The sequence below is a fragment of the Ruegeria sp. BHSB058 genome (assembly GCF_059613285.1).
The window spans coordinates 1-16,735 of sequence record NZ_JBXWSF010000087.1; the positions used below are offsets into that span (position 1 = coordinate 1).

A 16,735-nucleotide genomic window follows, 5' to 3' on the forward strand; every position below is an offset into this window, starting at 1 on the left:
GGACAAGCTGTTCCTTGTCGATCTGGCCCGAGGTCAGGTGGTTGACAATGTCGCGCTGAAATTCGAGCGGCACCGCCGCCAGCGCGGCAATCGCGATGGACAGGATAATCAATACGATCTGGCGGCCTGAACTGACGCGCCAGATGGCGGAGTAGAGTTGAAACATGAGTGCGCCCCTATCCGGTTTGTAAACGGAGTTTGGCGCGGGAGGAGGTGGAGTTCAAACCGAGTTTTGCGATGTGTTCTGGCGCGGTGTTCAGGCGGGCAGGCGGACTTGAGCGGTGCCGGCAATCATTTCACCCTGCGCCCGGTTCAGGCGCAGGTAGGCAATGGCCTTGCTGCCGGCGCGGGTAAACAACGTGCCGACCGATTTCCCGTCGGCGGTGATGTCAGTCCCAACCGGCGCGTCACCATCGATTTCGACGATTTTCAACCCTTTGCGCAACTCGGTCTTGTGCTTCATGCGCGCGGTGACTTCCTGGCCGACATAACAACCCTTTTTAAAATCCACGCCGTTCAGAAATTCGAAACCCGCTTCAAGAATATAACAGTCAGGGGTCAGTTCGATGCCGGTTTCGGGAATGCAATGCGCCACCCGGATCGAGTTCCAATCGGTGCCGTCGTCGCCTTCCGGCATGTTTGCATAGGCGCGCCAGCCCATGTCCGGGTGGCGGGGGTCTGTCAGGGCTCCGGTGGGTTTTGTACCTGTGCCGCGTTGCAGGTGCAGGCCGCTGTCGGCGATTGTCACATCGGCGCGCAGCTTGTACATGCTGAGCCGTTTGATCAGGCCGTCGGCTAGTTCCTCGGCCACGTCCAGCAGGATGCCGTCACCGTCGCGGGCCAGAAAGAAATCGGCCAGATACTTGCCCTGAGGGGTCAGCAGGGCGGCATAGACCAGGCCATCCTTCAGCCGCGCGATATCATTGGTGATCAGGCCCTGCAGAAAGGATTCGATATCTTTTCCGGTGAGGCGCAGGATTCGGCGGGTGGGCATGGTGCAAGTCCTCGTCAATCGTCTGGGCCGTTGATATAGGAGAACCCGTGACCATGACCAGAGGTGACGGACGTGCCAGCCCCGATCAGCATCGTGATCCCGACCCTGAACGCGGCGGCCAGCCTGCCGGATACGTTGGCGGCGTTGTTCGAAGGGTTGCAGGCCGGGTTGATCCGCGAACTGATCGTCAGCGACGGAGGCTCGGAAGATGCCACGCTGCAGATCGCCGAAGCGGCCGGAGCGGTGATCGTAACCGGGCCGCCGTCGCGCGGTGGCCAGCTGCGGCGCGGGTGTGACATGGCGCGGGGGGACCGGCTGTTGGTGCTGCATGCCGATACGGTTCTGGAACCGGGGTGGAGCGAGGCCGTGGCCGCACATATGCACATGTCGCGGGCGCCTGCGACATTCTTTTTATCATTTCATGCCAAAGGGTTACGCCAGAATTGGGTGGCCGGATGGGCCAACCTGCGCAGCCGCGTTTTCGGGTTGCCCTATGGTGATCAGGGCCTGCTGGTGACGCGCGTGGACTACACCAAGGCGGGCGGGTTTCCCGACCAGCCGTTGATGGAGGATGTGGCGATGATCCGGGCCTTGCCGCGTGTCAGAATGCTGCCGGTGCGGGCGACGACCAGTGCGGAAAAGTACCAGCGGGCCGGATGGTTTCGGCAGGGCGCGCGCAACCTGTGGACGTTCACGCGCTATTGTCTGGGGGCGGATCCTGAACGGCTGGCGCGGGAGTATCGGCGCTGAGGCTGCGGCGCAGTTCGACCAGCGATTTGCCAAGTCGAAATGGTGCGGCGAAGCTGACGAGGCAGAGCGCGACGATCTGCAGGATCAGGATATGAGCGTTGTCCTGCAGGTATTGCCATTCGTCCCGCAGCTTGCCGACCTGTTCGATCAGGTCGTCATAACTTTGCGCCAGTATCGTGTAATCCCCTGCAATTGCAGGGACTTTTCGGCGCAGATTGTCAATCGCGGTCTGGGTCGGTTCGTCCAGTGTGGTGAAGACGAGAAACTGATCGATGTTGAACGCATCGGCCTGCGCCACCATGTCGTGCATCTCGTCCATCTCATCCTTGGCCTTGCCGCCAAAGAGAAAATGCAGGCCCTGCAGGGGGGCGACCTCGTTGGTGACTTCGATGAACAGGGGCAGTTCGGCATTGCTGGCGGTGGAGGCCGAGAGGAACTCGACCTTGTCGCATAATGTAGCAATATCAACATCATAGGCCGGATCGCAAAAGCGCAGCCGGAACCGGGCGGCGTCGCGGTCAAAGGCTTGCGTGGCGGCAAAGGCCACGTCGATCTGACGGTCCAGGCGCGAGCTGTCGGTGGTATAAAGCCCTGCCAGAACAGCAACCAGGGCACCGATGCCGCCCAGAACGACCCAGACCAGATCGGCCAGTTTCCACGCCCTGTGACCGGCGGGTTTGCGAAAGAAGAACGCGGTGCCGACCGATCCGATCAGAAAGAACAGGATCAGCAGGGGCAACTGATTGTCGGTTATGAACATCATGCGGCGGAGTTTACGATGTGCGCGGGTTTTCGCAACGGTCCTCACGAAGATGTAGGAGCGGCGCGAATTGAGCGAATTGTACAGGTTTTCAGGGGGGTGTTGTGCGAAATGTACAGGTTATTTCGGTGATCTCCGGGCGGACCCAAGCCCGGCCCGGAGGGGGTGCCAGCAGACGGGCACCGGCATTCGGCGCTTGATCAGGGCAGGCGGTTGAAACACCGTTCCGCCCGTTGGGCCGGGCTTTCCGGGCTGGCAGGAACGGGAACATCGCTCAGTCTGAAGCGGTTGATTTCTTCGGGCGACATCCAGTGGACATTGTCGGGTCCCGCCACTGTCAGAGTGTACCAGTAGAACGATTCAGGAATGCCGATCTTGCGATAGAAGTTCAGATAGAGCTGATGTTCGGGGGCGTCGCGTGGCAGGTCCGCGCCGGTGTCGACAGCCAGGCCAAAAAAACCCGCAGCCCAGGAGTGCACCCCGACACAGGCGCCGGATTCGATCACCCGGTGTCGGCCCATCAGCGCCATGTCGGTGCCGCCCGATGCGACCAGACCATTCGCCGGTACCACCGTCTTGAAGCCCTCGGACCGGACGTAGCTGGTGAGCTGATTCAGCGAGTTCTCGTCATCGGCCGACCCGGGAACAAAAAGCAGCGATATGGTATCTGCCTGCGGGCTGCCCGCGCGGGCCTGACGCAGGCTGTCAACGGTGGTGTCGTCAATGACCCCGGTCATGACAAGCTGATGGTCGCGGGCGGTGAATTCGGTTTGCGGATATCCGCAACCGGCAAGAAGCAGGCTGGCCGCGGCCAGCGCCGGTTTGATGTATCTCAGGTTGATCATGCACAGCCTTTCTCGGCCTGAACCCGTCGGAGGATATCCAGACGCTCTTCGATCTCGTCGACCGTTATGGCGTCGATATCGCTGTCGAGAAGAATATCGTCGTCGCCGGTCAGGATCGCGGCGGTTGTGCTGATCGCCAGATCCGTTTCTGCGCCGCGCAGCTGGGATTGCAGAACCGCGCGTTCCTGCCCGAGCGATATACAGTCTCGTGCCCGGTAGTCGGCGGCGATTTCTTCGGGGGTGGTGCAGGCTGCGAGACCGGCAAGGGCCAGCCCGATCAAAATGTGTTTGTTTTTCATTGTCCTGAGTGTCGTTGATGAAAATGTATCATGCCCGGATGGGCCAACCCGTCATTATCCCTGCAGGGCGGGATGTCACGCGCGATTGGGGTCAAAATCCATCTCGTCGGATAACGTTTTCGGGAGGCTGCGCCGTCAGCCGGACGGGGAATGGCGGATCGCGGCGGCGGGTTTCAACGCGTGAGTATAGTTGGATTGTGGCGCGTGGGGGGGATGGGTGTTTTCACCCATCTTCCGATAGTGAGGCGATTGAGGGGATGGGCGCGAGTACCGATCTTGCGGCTTGCTAGGCTTGTTGGGGCGGGTGTTGAGGGAGGCGTGGTGGGTTGGACCCCACCCTACGCTTGCTTACATAGCGTTTACGTTTCTTTGTGACGTTGTAAATATGTTTCTGTCGCGAAATCCACAAATGCAATGGCGCACGACGCAGCTAGCCTCGCGTGTCTAGGCTCCAAGCCAATGTGCTTTCCATCGCGCCCGTGCCCAGAACCATATAAACCACGTAGTTCCGCTATTCCTTTTGTTATTGACGCTAGGTTGCTGAGCGTTCGCTTGATGCTTTCAGCTCCCTTGGCTTCTTTCGGGATGCCTTCTGGAACTAACGATAGGGCTTTACACAACTTTTTTGACAACGTAGGCAAATCGTCATTTCTTTGGGGGAGTTCTCCGTTCGGCAATTGCGCAAGAATGGATTTACAACAAGACTCAATTAGATCTTTTGCGGTCCCAATTGCTAAAGCCGGATCAGTTTCAATCGAATCTTGGATGCGCCTAATTTCCGCCTGCATCCAGTTCGAAGAGAGCTTTTCCGCTACCGTACTAGCACGTTGAATTTGGCTGTGAAACTCCGTAGTTCGGTGCGCGACAAATACTGCTCTTCCCGCGATTTTCTGGGACTCAACAAGTTTCCAGCCAGCTTGCGCTAGTTGATCATTGTAGTGACCAACAACTTTCCCCGCTTCAAACACGTCCGGGCGAACAACTGGGTGAACAGTTTCACACAAGAAGTTCAAAAAAACACTGTCGGGACAATTAAGTAGATTAAACCGCGAATCAGAAAAAATCCAATCTATTGGCCAATCGTCGTTGTTCTCGCAATGCTGCCAGATGTCCTGATCTGCAGTTTTAAACCTTTGATCGTAGCTTGGAAGGCTACGTAAATCGTAAAGGCGGCCTAAGAAATCAACATCACCTAGCTCACCCGCGTAGAAAATTTTTTCAAGTCGTAAGCCGTCGAAGATATTGTTTCGAATTTGTCTAGATATTTTCTCCAATTGAAATCTTCCAAGTTACACATCCAACTCCTCCACGAACCGGGCGTTCTCCTGGATGTACTGGAACCGCAGTTCGGGTTTTTTGCCCATCAGGCGTTCGACCAGGTCGCCGGTTTCGCCGGGTTCGTCCTCGTCGATGGTGACCCGGATCAGTTTGCGCGATTTCGGGTCCATCGTGGTCTCTTTGAGGTCCTTGGCGTCCATCTCGCCCAGACCCTTGAAGCGGCTGACGTCGATCTTGCCCCTGCCGCCCAGACCTTTTTCCAGCCATGCGTCGCGTTCGGGTTCGTCCAGGCAATAGACCCGGTGGGCGCCTTGCGTCAGGCGGTAGAGCGGCGGGCAGGCGAGGTAGAGGTGGCCCGCGTCGATCATCGGGCGCATCTGGGTGAAGAAGAAGGTCATCAGGAGCGCGGCGATATGCGCGCCGTCGACATCGGCGTCGGTCATGATGATGATCTTGTCATAACGCAGGTCGTCGATGTTGAACTTGCTGCCAAGCCCGACGCCCAGCGCCTGTGTCAGGTCGCTGATTTCGGCATTGGTGCCCAGTTTCGAGGAGGCCGCGCCCAACACGTTGAGGATCTTGCCGCGCAGGGGCAGCAGGGCCTGGGTTTTGCGGTCGCGGGCCATCTTGGCCGAGCCGCCCGCCGAGTCGCCCTCGACGATGAACAGCTCGGTGCCGTCGCGGCTGGTGGCGGAGCAATCGACCAGCTTGCCGGGCAGGCGCAGTTTCTTGGTGGCCGACTTGCGGGCGGTTTCCTTTTCCTGACGGCGGCGCAGGCGTTCCTCGGCGCGCAGGATCAGGAAGTCGAGGATGGCGCCGGCGGATTTGGTGTCGGCGGCGAGCCAGTTGTCGAAATGGTCGCGGACCGAGTTTTCGACCAGCCGCTGTGCCTCGACCGTGGCGAGGCGGTCCTTGGTCTGGCCGACGAATTCGGGTTCGCGGATGAAACACGAGACCAGCGCGCAGCCGCCGGTGGTCAGGTCATCGCGGGTGATCTGGCCCGCTTTCTTGTTGTTGATCAGCTCGCCATAGGCCTTGATGCCCTTGACGATCGCGGCCCAGAAGCCGGATTCGTGGGTGCCGCCCTCGGGGGTGGGGACGGTGTTGCAGTAGGACTGGATGAAGCCGTCGCGCGAGGGCGTCCAGTTGATCGCCCATTCGACCTTGCCGGGGGTGCCGAATTTCTCGTTGAAATCGACGGTGCCGGCAAAGGGCTGATCGGCATAGGTGGAGGAACCGTTCATCGTCTCCTTGAGGTAATCACTGAGGCCGCCGGGGAAGTGGAACGTGGCTTCGAGCGGGGTTTCGCCGTCGTCGATGGCGGATTTCCAGCGAATTTCGACGCCCGAGAAGAGATAGGCCTTGGAGCGGATCGACTTGAACAGGCGGGCCGGTTTGAAGCGGTGGTGGCCAAAGATTTCCTCGTCGGCATGGAAGGTGACGGTGGTGCCGCGCCGGTTGGGGGCGGCGCCGATCTTTTCCACCGGGCCGAGCGGCAGGCCGCGCGAGAATCGCTGTTCGTAAAGTTGCTTGTCGCGGGCCACCTGCACGACCATGGAATCGGAGAGCGCGTTGACCACGGATGCGCCGACGCCATGCAGGCCGCCCGAGGTCTGGTAGGCCTTGCCCGAGAACTTGCCGCCCGCGTGCAGGGTGCACAGGATCACCTCGAGCGCGGATTTGCCGGGGAACTTGGGGTGCGGGTCGATGGGGATGCCGCGGCCGTTGTCGCGCACGGTGAGCGCGAAATCGGCGTGCAGTTCGACCTCGATCCGGTTGGCGTGGCCGGCCACGGCCTCGTCCATCGAGTTGTCGAGGATCTCGGCCAGCATGTGATGCAGCGCGCGCTCGTCGGTGCCGCCGATATACATGCCGGGGCGTTTGCGGACGGGTTCCAGACCTTCGAGCACCTCGATGGAGGAGGCGTCGTAAGTGGTGGAGGCGGGTGCGCTCAACAGATCTTCGGGCATGGGGCTGCTCTTGTTATCAGGTTTGGCCCATTATGGCAGGTGATGTGGTCGGTTGGAAGAGGGGCGCGAGGTGTTGTGGGCAATTGGCCCGATTTGCGCGGTGCGACCTGTGCCGGTCCGGCTGCTGGCAATCGGAATTTGCCAAATGAATTGCGCACCCTAGAGTAGTTTCAAAGTGATACAAGGATTTGACATCCGGCTGCAGTCATGTGGCCGAAACCGGAAAGGGAATTGGTGGAATGAATTTTCAACTGATTGCAGCGGCCTGCGTCGCGGTTTGTGCGGCGGGCAAGGGTATCGCGCAGGAGAATGCGGACACTATTTATACCGGCGGGCCAATCCTGACCATCAACGACGCGCAACCGGTGGCCGAAGCCGTGGCGGTAAAGGACGGCCGCATTCTGGCCGTCGGCGATCTGGCGGATCTTCTGGCGCTTCAGGGCGATCAGACCGCTGTCTTTGACCTGGAGGGGCGCACGATGCTGCCCGGCTTTGTCGACAGTCACGGGCATGCGGTGATGGGGGGGCTGCAGGCGCTGTCGGCCAACCTGTTGCCGCCGCCAGATGGGCCGAATGCGGATATCGCGTCGATACAGAAATCACTGTCCGATTGGCTGGCGGAGAACCGGGACATCGTCGACCGGGTCAACCTGATTGTCGGGTTCGGTTATGACGAAAGCCAGCTTGTCGAAAAACGCCCGCCCACGCGATACGAGCTGGACGAAGTATCAACCGAGCATCCGATCATCATCGTGCATCAGTCGGGTCATTTTGGCGTTGCCAATTCGAAGGCGCTGGAGGTGGCCGGAATAGGCGTGGGTGCAACGCCGCCGCCCGGCGGCGTGATCCGGTTTGACGAGAATGGCGAACCCAACGGCGTGCTGGAGGAAAACGCATTCTTTGGCGTTCTCATGCCCTTGATCGGCGGTCTTGGCGCCGAAGGCATGCAGGAATTCGCCCGGGCCGGGACAAAATTATGGGCGAGCTTTGGCTATACGACCGGGCAGGAAGGACGTTCGACGCCGGAGGTGGTGGAAACGTTGAAGCTGGTGGCGGCGGCGGGGGAAATTCCCATCGATGTCGTGGCCTATCCGGATGTTCTGGTGGACCGGGATTATATCGCGGCCAACGCGTCGAAAACTTACGTCGATGGCGTTCGCGTCGGGGGCGCCAAACTGACCATCGACGGTTCGCCACAGGGGTTCACGGCGCTGCGCGACAGGCCATACCATGATCCGGTCGGGGACTATCCGCCGGGATATGCCGGTTATGCCGCCGCAACCATGGAGCAGACCCTGGACGCCGTTCACTGGGCTTACGAGAACGGCATCCAGATCTTGACGCATTCAAACGGTGAAGGGGCGTCTGACATGCTTCTTGCCGCCATCGCGGCGGCGCAGGAGGAGTTCGGCGCCATCGAAACGCGCCCGGTGCTTGTTCACGGCCAGTTCCTGCGGGAAGATCAGGTCGACACCATCAAGGCGCTTGGAGTGTTCCCGTCGCTGTTTCCCATGCACACGTTCTATTGGGGGGACTGGCACCGGGATCACACGGTCGGGCCGGTCAATGCGGACAATATCTCGCCCACGGGCTGGGTGGTTGATCGGGGGATGATGTTCGGCTCGCACCATGATGCGCCGGTGGCGTTCCCCGACAGCATGCGCATCCTTTCGGCCACGGTCACGCGGCGGACCCGGTCGGGGGACATTCTGGGGCCGCACCAGCGCGTCGACGTTCCGACGGCGCTGAAGGCGATGACGATCTGGCCCGCCTGGCAGCATTTCGAGGAAGACGACAAGGGTTCGATCGAGATTGGCAAACTGGCGGATTTCGTCCTGCTGTCGGACAATCCCCTGTCGGTCGAACCGGAGGCGTTGGCGGAAATCGATGTGCTGGCGACCATCAAGGAGGACACGGTTGTCTATCAGGCCGAAGACGGGGTCAGGAAAGGGGATTTGAACAGCGGAGCCCTGTTCGGGGATCCGCATGCGTCGCATGGTTTTCTTGAAGCGATGCAGCGCGCGTTTGGGGCCCTTTGAGTGTGTCCGAGCGATCGGGGTCATGAAATGCGGCGGCGGGCGAGGGGCCAGCCCCTCGCGCTCTCCGGGGTATTGGAGACCAGAAAGAAGCGGCTGAGGGTGGCGGAAACGGATGAGTTTGCATGCGTTGGAAGGTCGGCAGCAATGCGGTCGCGGACATGGTGCGGTTGCCGTCGCCGCGTCCGGCCCATCGGGGTCGGGGTATCGTTCGCGAAATGAGCGGAACATGGAATTGGATTGGCGTGGATCCGCACGTGTCTGCGAAGAGGCGGCGCAGAAATCATGTCGCGTTGAAGATTTGGCCGGGACTTGGGAGAGTGGCAAGGCAAGATGACCGAACTTTGGGCGAGATTGTCTGAGGTCTTCGTAAACAGGAGAACAAAATGCTGCGTATGGCGATCATGGCTGTTGCCGTTGGGATGGTGTCCGGCGCTGCTACGGGGCAGGAGAGATACGATCTGGTGATAACGGGTGCCCGAGTGGTCGATCCCGAGACAATGCTGGATCAGGTGCGCAATATCGGCATCAGGGGCAATGAAATCGCCATCGTCACGCCGGACCCGATCACGGGGACCGACCAGATCGATGCTGGCGGTCTGATTGCCGCGCCCGGTTTCATCGACTTTCACGCGCATGGGCAGGACCCGTACAGTGAAAAGGTTTCGATATTTGACGGCCGCACGACGCAGATGGATCTTGAGGCCGGGGCCCTGCCGGTGTCGGTCTATTACGATGCCAAGTCCGGGGTATCCCTGGCCAATTACGGTGTGTCCGTAGGCCACGCCTCGGCGCGGCTGCTGTTGATGGACGGGGTGGAGTCGCATGGCAGCCCGATGATGACCCACGCCCTTGAAAAGGCCGGAGAGACAGGAAACCGCTGGTCTGTCGACAAGGCCACCGATTCGCAGCTTGACGAGATCGACGCGCTTGTGAGGAACGGCATTCATGATGGCGGTCTCGGTATCGGGGTCATGGTCGGCTATTATCCATCGGCGCGCAGCGAAGGCGTTTTGCGAATGGCCGACGTGGCTGCGGATGAGGGCAGTTTTTTGACCACCCACCCCCGATATCTGAGCAACATCGCCCCGAGCGGTCTGCTGGGGCAGGAAGAATTCATCGCGTTGTCAATGGCCTATGATGTGCCACTGGTGTTGCATCATGTGCCCACCAATGCGCTGTCCGACACGCCTGCCGCGCTGGCGATGATCGATCGGGCCAATGCGAACGGAGGCGAAATCCTTGCCGAGGCGTTTCCCTATGTCAAAGGGTCGAGTTTCATTGCCGCCGAGATCCTGTCGCCCGGTTGGCAGGAACGGACGGGCATGGATTATTCCGACCTGACATGGGTCGAAACCGGGGAAACGCTGACCGAGGAGACGTTCAACAGGTACCGCGCTGAAAGGCCCGACGGGTTTTTCGTGATGGAGCATATCAAGGAGAAAGATATGCTGGCGGCGGTCCTGCATCCCGATGTGATCATCGGCAGCGACGGCATGCCCCTTGTCGATGCCGACGGGCATTCGCTGCCATTCGATGCACCATTCGGGGCGGGCAATGGTCATCCGCGCAGCGCCGGAACATTCGGCACCTACCTTCGGCTCGCCATCGACGATGGTGGCCTCACCATGCCGCAGATCATCGCCAAGACCTCGTTCCTGCAGGCGGAGTTTCTCGAGCAATTTGCCCCGTCGATGGCCAGACGCGGCCGGATTCAGGCCGGGACCTTTGCCGACATCACCATCTTTGACCCGGATGAGGTCAATGGAATGGCGGGTTATGAAGCCGGCACGAACAGCCTCGCCTCGGTAGGGTTCCGGCATGTGATCGTGAACGGGCAGCCGGTGATCCGCGACGGCGCGTTGGTTCCCGGTGTTCATCCCGGACAAGCAATTCGGGCTGGTGAATGAGCGCCGCCCGGAGTTCAGAGCGACTTTGGAGACGACCGCGACAACGGTCGGCCATGCATGGGCTGATAAGTTCGTTCGGATAACGGGAGGAGCAGGTGCCGTCACAGCGAAGAATTGACGTCAACGACAAGATGCAGACGGGGTACAGCTATGTGCTGGAGGCCCCGATGGGCGCGGATTTCGCGCCGGGGTTCGAGCCGTATTATTCACCCGGGCAGATGCTGGAAATGGGCGTGTTCGAAGGCAAATACTGTACCGATTGCGGCGATGAGTTTCCGCCCGACTGGTTCGAGAACGCGAAGCTCAGCGACATACCGGACCCCAAGGTCAATTATTTCGGGGTGAAAAGCCGCCAGCCCCTGAGCCATTGGCGGGAAAAGGGCTGGATCGTGGGGCCGGACCCGCGCGGGTGGTTTCAATGGTATTGCCGTTACTATCTGGGCCGGCGTCTGCCCGAGGTGGATGCGGTTCAGATCAAGCGGTGGCGGGCGTTTGCGCGGCACCGGGGCCAGATCCTTGCCAATTGCTATCCCGGCGATTTGTTCTGCCGTCCGCGCCAGCGTCAGGCGCTGTTGCAGTGGGCTTATGATCCGATGATCTGAAGGGGAAAGCCCCGGCATTCATCAGCATGTTCATCGAAATAGTGCACGTTTCCAAATGGTTGGCGATGTCGCCGGCGGCTTTCTGGCAGGTTGGAGCTTCCCGATGCGTTTTGCAATTATTGAGCCCGCGCTATACGTGATTGCCGGGGCAGGCAGGTTATATGCGTTTCCATGGGTGGGTCGGCAGCCAAATTTTAGGTCTCGAAGCGTATGCGGATCCTCTCTAGGCTGTGGGAGATTTGACGAGCAAGAGGGAAGTGAAACCAGATGAGTTGGATCAGGACGGTGCCGTTCGAGCAGGCCACGGGCAAGTTGCGCAAGCTGTATGAGCGGGTGACGGGGCCGGGGAACAACGTGGACAACATCATGATGGCGCATTCACTGAGGCCGCATTCGATGGAAGGGCATATGGTGCTGTACAAGAACGTACTGCATCACACCGGCAACCGGGTGCCCAAGTGGTTTCTGGAAACGCTGGGGGTCTGGGTCAGTTCGCTCAACGGCTGCGGCTATTGCGTGGAGCATCATTTCCAGGGATTGCAGCGCCTGTTGGGGGATGCGACGCGGGGCGATGCGATCCGGGCGGCAATCGAGGCGCGGCGGCTGGAAGAGGCGCCTTTGGATGCGGCGCAGGTTGCGGCGATGGGATATGCGCGCAAGCTGACCGAGACGCCCGAAGCGATGATCGAGGCGGACGTGGCGGCGCTGCGGCGGGCCGGGTGGGAGGATGGCGAGATCCTGGAGATCAACCAGGTCTGTGCCTATTTTTCTTACGCGAACCGGACGGTGCTGGGGCTGGGCTGTTCGACCGAGGGCGACATTCTGGGGCTGTCGCCGAACAACTCGGATGATCCCGACGATTGGGGACATCGGTAAAGGGCGAGGGCGAGAGGCGCTGCCCCACCGCCATTGACGCTTGAACCAATGGCGCACCAATGGTGGCTCGCCGTGGTATTTGAGACCGGAAAGAAGCAGGGGTCAGTTTCGGGCGGTCCAGTCGAGGATGGCGCGGGCGACCGCCTGGGGATTTTGGTGGTGCAGCCAGTGGTCCGCGCCGGGAATGTCGACGCGGGTGAGACCGGGGGCGAAATCTTCGAGCCCGTGGGTGGCTTCGGGCAGCAGCGCCTTGTCGTCGGGACCCCAGATCAGCAGGTGCGGGCAGGTGACACGCAGCCGTTCGGTGGGCAGATCCGGCAGGTCGGTCAGTGGCTGGCCGGGATCGGCGATGCGCAGGGGCGAGGCGCGGTACCAGTTCAGCATGGCGTTCAGCCGACCCGGGCGCGCCCATTCGGTGCGGCAGGCGGCCATCCGGTCATCTGTCAGCCAATCGAGCCCCATGCCGTGACGGAAGAACTGTTCGAGTTTGGCGTAATTGTCGGCGGCGAGCCAATCGGCGGCATCGGGCGCGCGCAGTCGGTTGATATATTGCGAGGCCTCTGATTGCGCGCCGCCCGAGGCCATGGCGCGCTGGAACGGTACCGGGTGGACGCCGTTGGCGACGATCAGCCGCGAAACGAGGTCGGGGCGGAACATGGCCAGCCCATAGGCTACTGAGGCACCCCAATCGTGGCCGAGAACGGTGAGGGGCTGGCCCACCAGGCCGATCAGGGCGGCCATGTCGGAAACCAGTTTCGAGAGGGCATAGTTCTCGACCCCGTCGGGCGTCCAGCTTTGGCCATAGCCGCGCTGGTCGGGGGCGATGCAGAAGAAGCGGTGCGCGAGATGGGGGGCGAGATCGGACCACGCGCCGCCATATTCGGGAAACCCGTGCAGCATCAGCAGCCGGGGCAGCGCTGGGTCGCCCCATTTGCGTAGAAAGAAGGGATGGCCGTTCAGGGTGACGGTTTCGCTTTGCATCGCGGTTCCTTTCGCGGGCAGCATGCATCCGATGCGTCGTGGGGTCCAGTTTTGGATAAAGATGCATGTGTTTGACACCGATCAACGCGGGTTTTTGGCGTTTGTGCTAGTCTTTCATAAGTCAGAGGAGACAAGGAGAACGAGCGGATGGTGACAGCGCCCCGGCCCGAAGAAAATGCAGTGCGCCCGAATGGCGCGGACCCCGACGCGATCAAGGCGGAACCCAGCGCGGAGCGGGTGCGGCAGGCGTTCGAGAGCGGCAAGTACCCGTATTCGAAGAAGATGATCCGGCGCGAATACGAGGCCGAAAAGGCCAAGCTGCAGGCCGAATTGCTAAAGGTCCAGCATTGGGCTCAGGAGACCGGCGAGCGGTTCGTGTTGCTGTTCGAGGGCCGGGATGCGGCGGGCAAGGGCGGCACCATCAAGCGTTTCATGGAGCACCTGAACCCGCGCCAGGCCCGCGTGGTGGCGCTGAACAAGCCCACCTGGGAGGAGAAGGGGCAGTGGTATTACCAGCGCTATGTGCAGGAGATGCCGACGGTTGGCGAAATGGTGTTCTATGACCGGTCCTGGTACAACCGCGCGGGCGTCGAGCGGGTCATGGGATTCTGCACGCCCAACGAATACCTGGAATTCATGCGGCAGACGCCCGAGCTGGAGCGGATGCTGGTGCGCTCGGGCATCCGGTTCTACAAATACTGGTTCTCGGTCACCCGCGACGAGCAGATGCGCCGGTTCAAGTCGCGCGAGACCGACCCTTTGAAACAGTGGAAGCTGTCGCCCATCGACAAGGCGAGCCTCGACAAGTGGGACGACTACACCGAGGCGAAGGAGGCGATGTTCTTTTATACCGACACGGCGGACGCGCCCTGGACCATCGTCAAGTCGAACGACAAGAAACGCGCGCGCCTGAACTGCATGCGGCATTTCCTGTCGACGCTGGATTATCCGGGCAAGGATCACGCGCTGGTGGGAGTACCCGATCCGCTGATCGTGGGGCAGGCGCATCACGTGATCCACAAGTCCGATCACATTCTGGGCTCCGCGATACACCCGGAGGCGCGCGTGAAGTGACCCGATCCGGAAGGGCGGGGTTCAGAACGCCCCTTGCAGCGCAATCAGCAGGGGGCGGAGGTCTGAATAGGTGTCCTGCAGCGCGTCCAGCGGGCGGTTGTACGCCGCGGGCGGCAGGTCGTTCCAGACGGTCAGGGATTTGCGACGCAGCACGTCCGCGTTGGGATGGTCTTGATCGAAAGGGGCGGGGACGCGTCTGAGTTCGGGCTCGCTGATGCGGTAGCCCCTGGCCCGGTAGCCTTCCAGAAGTCGTGACATCTCATCCCCCATGGGGCCGCTCATCTGCTTGGGCCAGATGGCGAGCGCCGGTTTGTCGAATGTCATGACGCCGCCGCCGATGCTGACATATTCAGGCGAGATGCCAAAGAAGACGCCCGGCGCGGGCGAGGTTCCCGGCAGGGTCCACAGCATGTGCAGGTGGGTGTGATAGGGGGTCTTGTCCTTGGAGAAGCGGATATCGCGTTGCGGGCGGAACAGCTTGCTGTGCGTGCCCGGCCCGATGGTTTGCGCGAATTGATCCAGCAGCAGGGTTGCGGGCGATTTCAGATCGGCCTCGAACCAGAGTTTGTTGTCGTTGAACCAGTCGCGGGAGTTGTTGCGCGCCAGTTCGCCAAGAAAGGCGCGGGCCTTGGGAATCAGGTCTGCGAAAGGGTCGGGCATGGGGCGGTTCCTCCATCCTGCACAGTTTAGCAGGTGGGACGGATCAGGGGTATGGCGTTCGTCGGCTCTTGTAAGTGGCGACCGCCGGTCATAAGCCTGACCGGATGAGCACGACCATGACATTTGGGGCGCATGCCCGCGCTATTGCCGTTCTGGGGCTGCCGCTGATCGGCGGGCATCTGGCGCAGTTCGCCATCGGGTTGACCGATACCGTCATGCTGGGCTGGTACAGTGTCGAGGCGCTGGCGGCGGTGACGCTGGCCGGAAGCTACTTTTTTGTCCTGTTCCTGATGGGGGCCGGATTCGGCTGGGCGGTGATGCCGATGGTTGCGGCGGCAGCGGCGGAAGAGGACGAAACCAGCATCCGGCGTGCGACTCGCATGGGGTTGTGGCTGTCGATCTTGTTCACCGTGCTGGCGATGCCGCTGTTGTGGTGGTCCTATCCGATCCTGCTGGCGCTGGGTCAGGAAGAGGGCGTGGCGGCGCTGGCGGCGGAGTATCTGCGGGTGGCGGGCTGGGGCCTGATGCCGATGCTTCTGGTCATGGCGCTGAAATCCTATCTGGCGGCACTGGAGCGGACCCAGATCGTGCTGTGGATCGCGGTGGGCGCGGCGGTGGTGAATGCGTTCACCAACTATGCGCTGATTTTCGGCAACTGGGGCGCGCCGGAGCTGGGCATCATCGGGGCGGCGGTCGCGTCGGTCACGACTCAGCTTGTGTCGCTGGTTGCGGTGATCGCCTATGCCGTGCACGAGTTGCCCGAACATCGCCTGTTCCAGCGGTTCTGGCGGCCCGACTGGGAGATGTTCGCGCGGGTTTTCCGGCTGGGCGTGCCGATCGGGCTGACCAACCTGAGCGAGGTCAGCCTGTTTGCGGCCTCGGCCATGATGATGGGCTGGCTGGGCGCGGTGCCGCTGGCGGCGCATGGAATCGCCATTCAGCTGGCTTCGGCCACCTTCATGGTGCATCTGGGGCTGAGCAATGCGGCGACGATCCGGGCAGGCAATGCCTTTGGCCGCCGGGATCGCAAGCGTATGGCGCGCGGGGCGGTGGTGGTGATCGTCATGTCGCTGGCCGTATCGCTGATCGCGATCGTCCTGTTCCTGACCTGCGCCAAGCCCCTGATTTCGCTGTTTCTGGAAACGGACGACCCGTTGCGGCCCGAGATCCTGGCCATCGGTGTCGGGCTGCTGGCGATGGCGGCGCTGTTCCAGCTGGTCGACGGGGCGCAGGTGATGGCGCTGGGGCTGTTGCGCGGGGCGCAGGACACGGCGGTGCCGATGGTGATGGCAGCGCTGAGCTATTGGGTGATCGGCATTCCGGCATCATACCTGCTGGGCTTTGTCTATGGCTATGAGGGGATCGGTGTCTGGGCCGGGCTGGTGGTGGGGCTGGCCTTTGCAGGCGTGATGCTGATGACCCGGTTCTGGGGCCGGGTGATCCGCAAGGTGGGTCCGCGACTGGATCAGCCGCCAAGTCGTTCCAGCAACCGGCAATAGGCGGTCTGGCCACGGCGGAAATTGGCGAGGCGGAAGAACTCGTTCGGGGCGTGCAGCTTCTCGTCGCCGATGGAAAAGCCGAACATGACCCCGTGCACCCCCAATTCGCGCAGGAACAACGTCATGATCGGGATCGAGCCGCCGACCCGGGTGATGAACGGTTTGTCGCCATAGACCTCTTCGAGGACCTGTCCGGCCACC

Annotated in this window: 15 protein-coding genes and 1 pseudogene; 7 read left to right on the plus strand and 9 right to left on the minus strand. The window is 61.3% G+C overall.

The window, feature by feature from the left end:
- Positions 1-256 precede the first annotated feature (256 nt).
- Complete coding sequence (gene ygfZ / locus AC2FNB_RS17585; protein WP_496748246.1) at positions 257-994, minus strand: CAF17-like 4Fe-4S cluster assembly/insertion protein YgfZ; 738 nt, start codon at positions 992-994, stop codon at positions 257-259.
- A 72-nt stretch (positions 995-1,066) separates the two neighbouring features.
- On the opposite strand from ygfZ, the gene AC2FNB_RS17590 reads away from it, so the two are divergent.
- On the plus strand, positions 1,067-1,744 hold the full coding sequence (locus AC2FNB_RS17590) for a TIGR04283 family arsenosugar biosynthesis glycosyltransferase (RefSeq protein ID WP_496748247.1): 678 nt from the start codon (positions 1,067-1,069) through the stop codon (positions 1,742-1,744).
- On the opposite strand, the gene AC2FNB_RS17595 is transcribed toward AC2FNB_RS17590, so the two are convergent.
- The 5 genes from AC2FNB_RS17595 to parE form a co-directional block, all read right to left on the minus strand.
- The gene (locus AC2FNB_RS17595; protein ID WP_496748248.1) at positions 1,686-2,507 is read right to left on the minus strand and encodes a hypothetical protein; all 822 of its coding nucleotides are present in this window, start codon (positions 2,505-2,507) and stop codon (positions 1,686-1,688) included. The genes AC2FNB_RS17590 and AC2FNB_RS17595 overlap by 59 nt on opposite strands.
- 197 nt (positions 2,508-2,704) lie before the next feature.
- The gene (locus AC2FNB_RS17600; RefSeq protein WP_496748249.1) at positions 2,705-3,349 is read right to left on the minus strand and encodes an alpha/beta hydrolase; all 645 of its coding nucleotides are present in this window, start codon (positions 3,347-3,349) and stop codon (positions 2,705-2,707) included.
- Entirely contained in the window at positions 3,346-3,648 is a 303-nt protein-coding gene (locus AC2FNB_RS17605; protein ID WP_496748250.1) for a hypothetical protein, read from the minus strand. Before AC2FNB_RS17605 ends, AC2FNB_RS17600 begins: the two co-directional genes overlap by 4 nt.
- A 359-nt stretch (positions 3,649-4,007) precedes the next feature.
- Complete coding sequence (locus AC2FNB_RS17610) at positions 4,008-4,922, minus strand: abortive infection family protein (RefSeq protein WP_496748251.1); 915 nt, start codon at positions 4,920-4,922, stop codon at positions 4,008-4,010.
- Positions 4,923-4,937: 15 nt separating this feature from the next.
- On the minus strand, positions 4,938-6,896 hold the full coding sequence (parE, locus tag AC2FNB_RS17615) for a DNA topoisomerase IV subunit B (RefSeq protein ID WP_496748252.1): 1,959 nt from the start codon (positions 6,894-6,896) through the stop codon (positions 4,938-4,940).
- Between the two features lie 239 nt (positions 6,897-7,135).
- Here parE and AC2FNB_RS17620 point away from each other — a divergent pair, with 239 nt between their 5' ends.
- The 4 genes from AC2FNB_RS17620 to AC2FNB_RS17635 all read left to right on the plus strand — a co-directional run bounded on the left by AC2FNB_RS17620 (position 7,136) and on the right by AC2FNB_RS17635 (position 12,320).
- On the plus strand, positions 7,136-8,935 hold the full coding sequence (locus AC2FNB_RS17620) for an amidohydrolase (RefSeq protein WP_496748253.1): 1,800 nt from the start codon (positions 7,136-7,138) through the stop codon (positions 8,933-8,935).
- 383 nt (positions 8,936-9,318) lie between these two features.
- A complete protein-coding gene (locus AC2FNB_RS17625; protein ID WP_496748254.1) occupies positions 9,319-10,842 on the plus strand; it encodes an amidohydrolase family protein in 1,524 nt (507 codons plus the stop codon).
- A 95-nt stretch (positions 10,843-10,937) separates the two neighbouring features.
- Positions 10,938-11,444, plus strand: a complete 507-nt coding sequence (locus tag AC2FNB_RS17630; RefSeq protein WP_496748255.1) for a hypothetical protein — start codon at positions 10,938-10,940, stop codon at positions 11,442-11,444.
- A gap of 267 nt (positions 11,445-11,711) precedes the next feature.
- Complete coding sequence (locus AC2FNB_RS17635; RefSeq protein ID WP_496748256.1) at positions 11,712-12,320, plus strand: carboxymuconolactone decarboxylase family protein; 609 nt, start codon at positions 11,712-11,714, stop codon at positions 12,318-12,320.
- A 102-nt stretch (positions 12,321-12,422) separates the two neighbouring features.
- On the opposite strand, the gene AC2FNB_RS17640 is transcribed toward AC2FNB_RS17635, so the two are convergent.
- The gene (locus AC2FNB_RS17640) at positions 12,423-13,301 is read right to left on the minus strand and encodes an alpha/beta fold hydrolase (RefSeq protein WP_480749816.1); all 879 of its coding nucleotides are present in this window, start codon (positions 13,299-13,301) and stop codon (positions 12,423-12,425) included.
- A 147-nt stretch (positions 13,302-13,448) separates the two neighbouring features.
- Between AC2FNB_RS17640 and ppk2 the strand changes: the two genes are divergently transcribed.
- Positions 13,449-14,375, plus strand: coding sequence for a polyphosphate kinase 2 (gene ppk2 / locus AC2FNB_RS17645; protein WP_480749607.1), 927 nt, complete (start codon positions 13,449-13,451; stop codon positions 14,373-14,375).
- Positions 14,376-14,396: 21 nt separating this feature from the next.
- Here ppk2 and AC2FNB_RS17650 read toward each other — a convergent pair whose 3' ends face one another.
- Positions 14,397-15,035: a TIGR02453 family protein gene (locus AC2FNB_RS17650; RefSeq protein ID WP_496748257.1), complete on the minus strand. Its 639-nt coding sequence runs from the start codon at positions 15,033-15,035 to the stop codon at positions 14,397-14,399.
- Positions 15,036-15,151: 116 nt separating this feature from the next.
- Here AC2FNB_RS17650 and AC2FNB_RS17655 point away from each other — a divergent pair, with 116 nt between their 5' ends.
- On the plus strand, positions 15,152-16,534 hold the full coding sequence (locus AC2FNB_RS17655) for an MATE family efflux transporter (protein ID WP_496748258.1): 1,383 nt from the start codon (positions 15,152-15,154) through the stop codon (positions 16,532-16,534).
- Here AC2FNB_RS17655 and AC2FNB_RS17660 read toward each other — a convergent pair.
- A pseudogene (locus AC2FNB_RS17660) lies at positions 16,501-16,735 on the minus strand (peptidase M20); the annotation flags it as partial. The gene AC2FNB_RS17655 and the pseudogene AC2FNB_RS17660 sit on opposite strands and share 34 nt — an antisense overlap.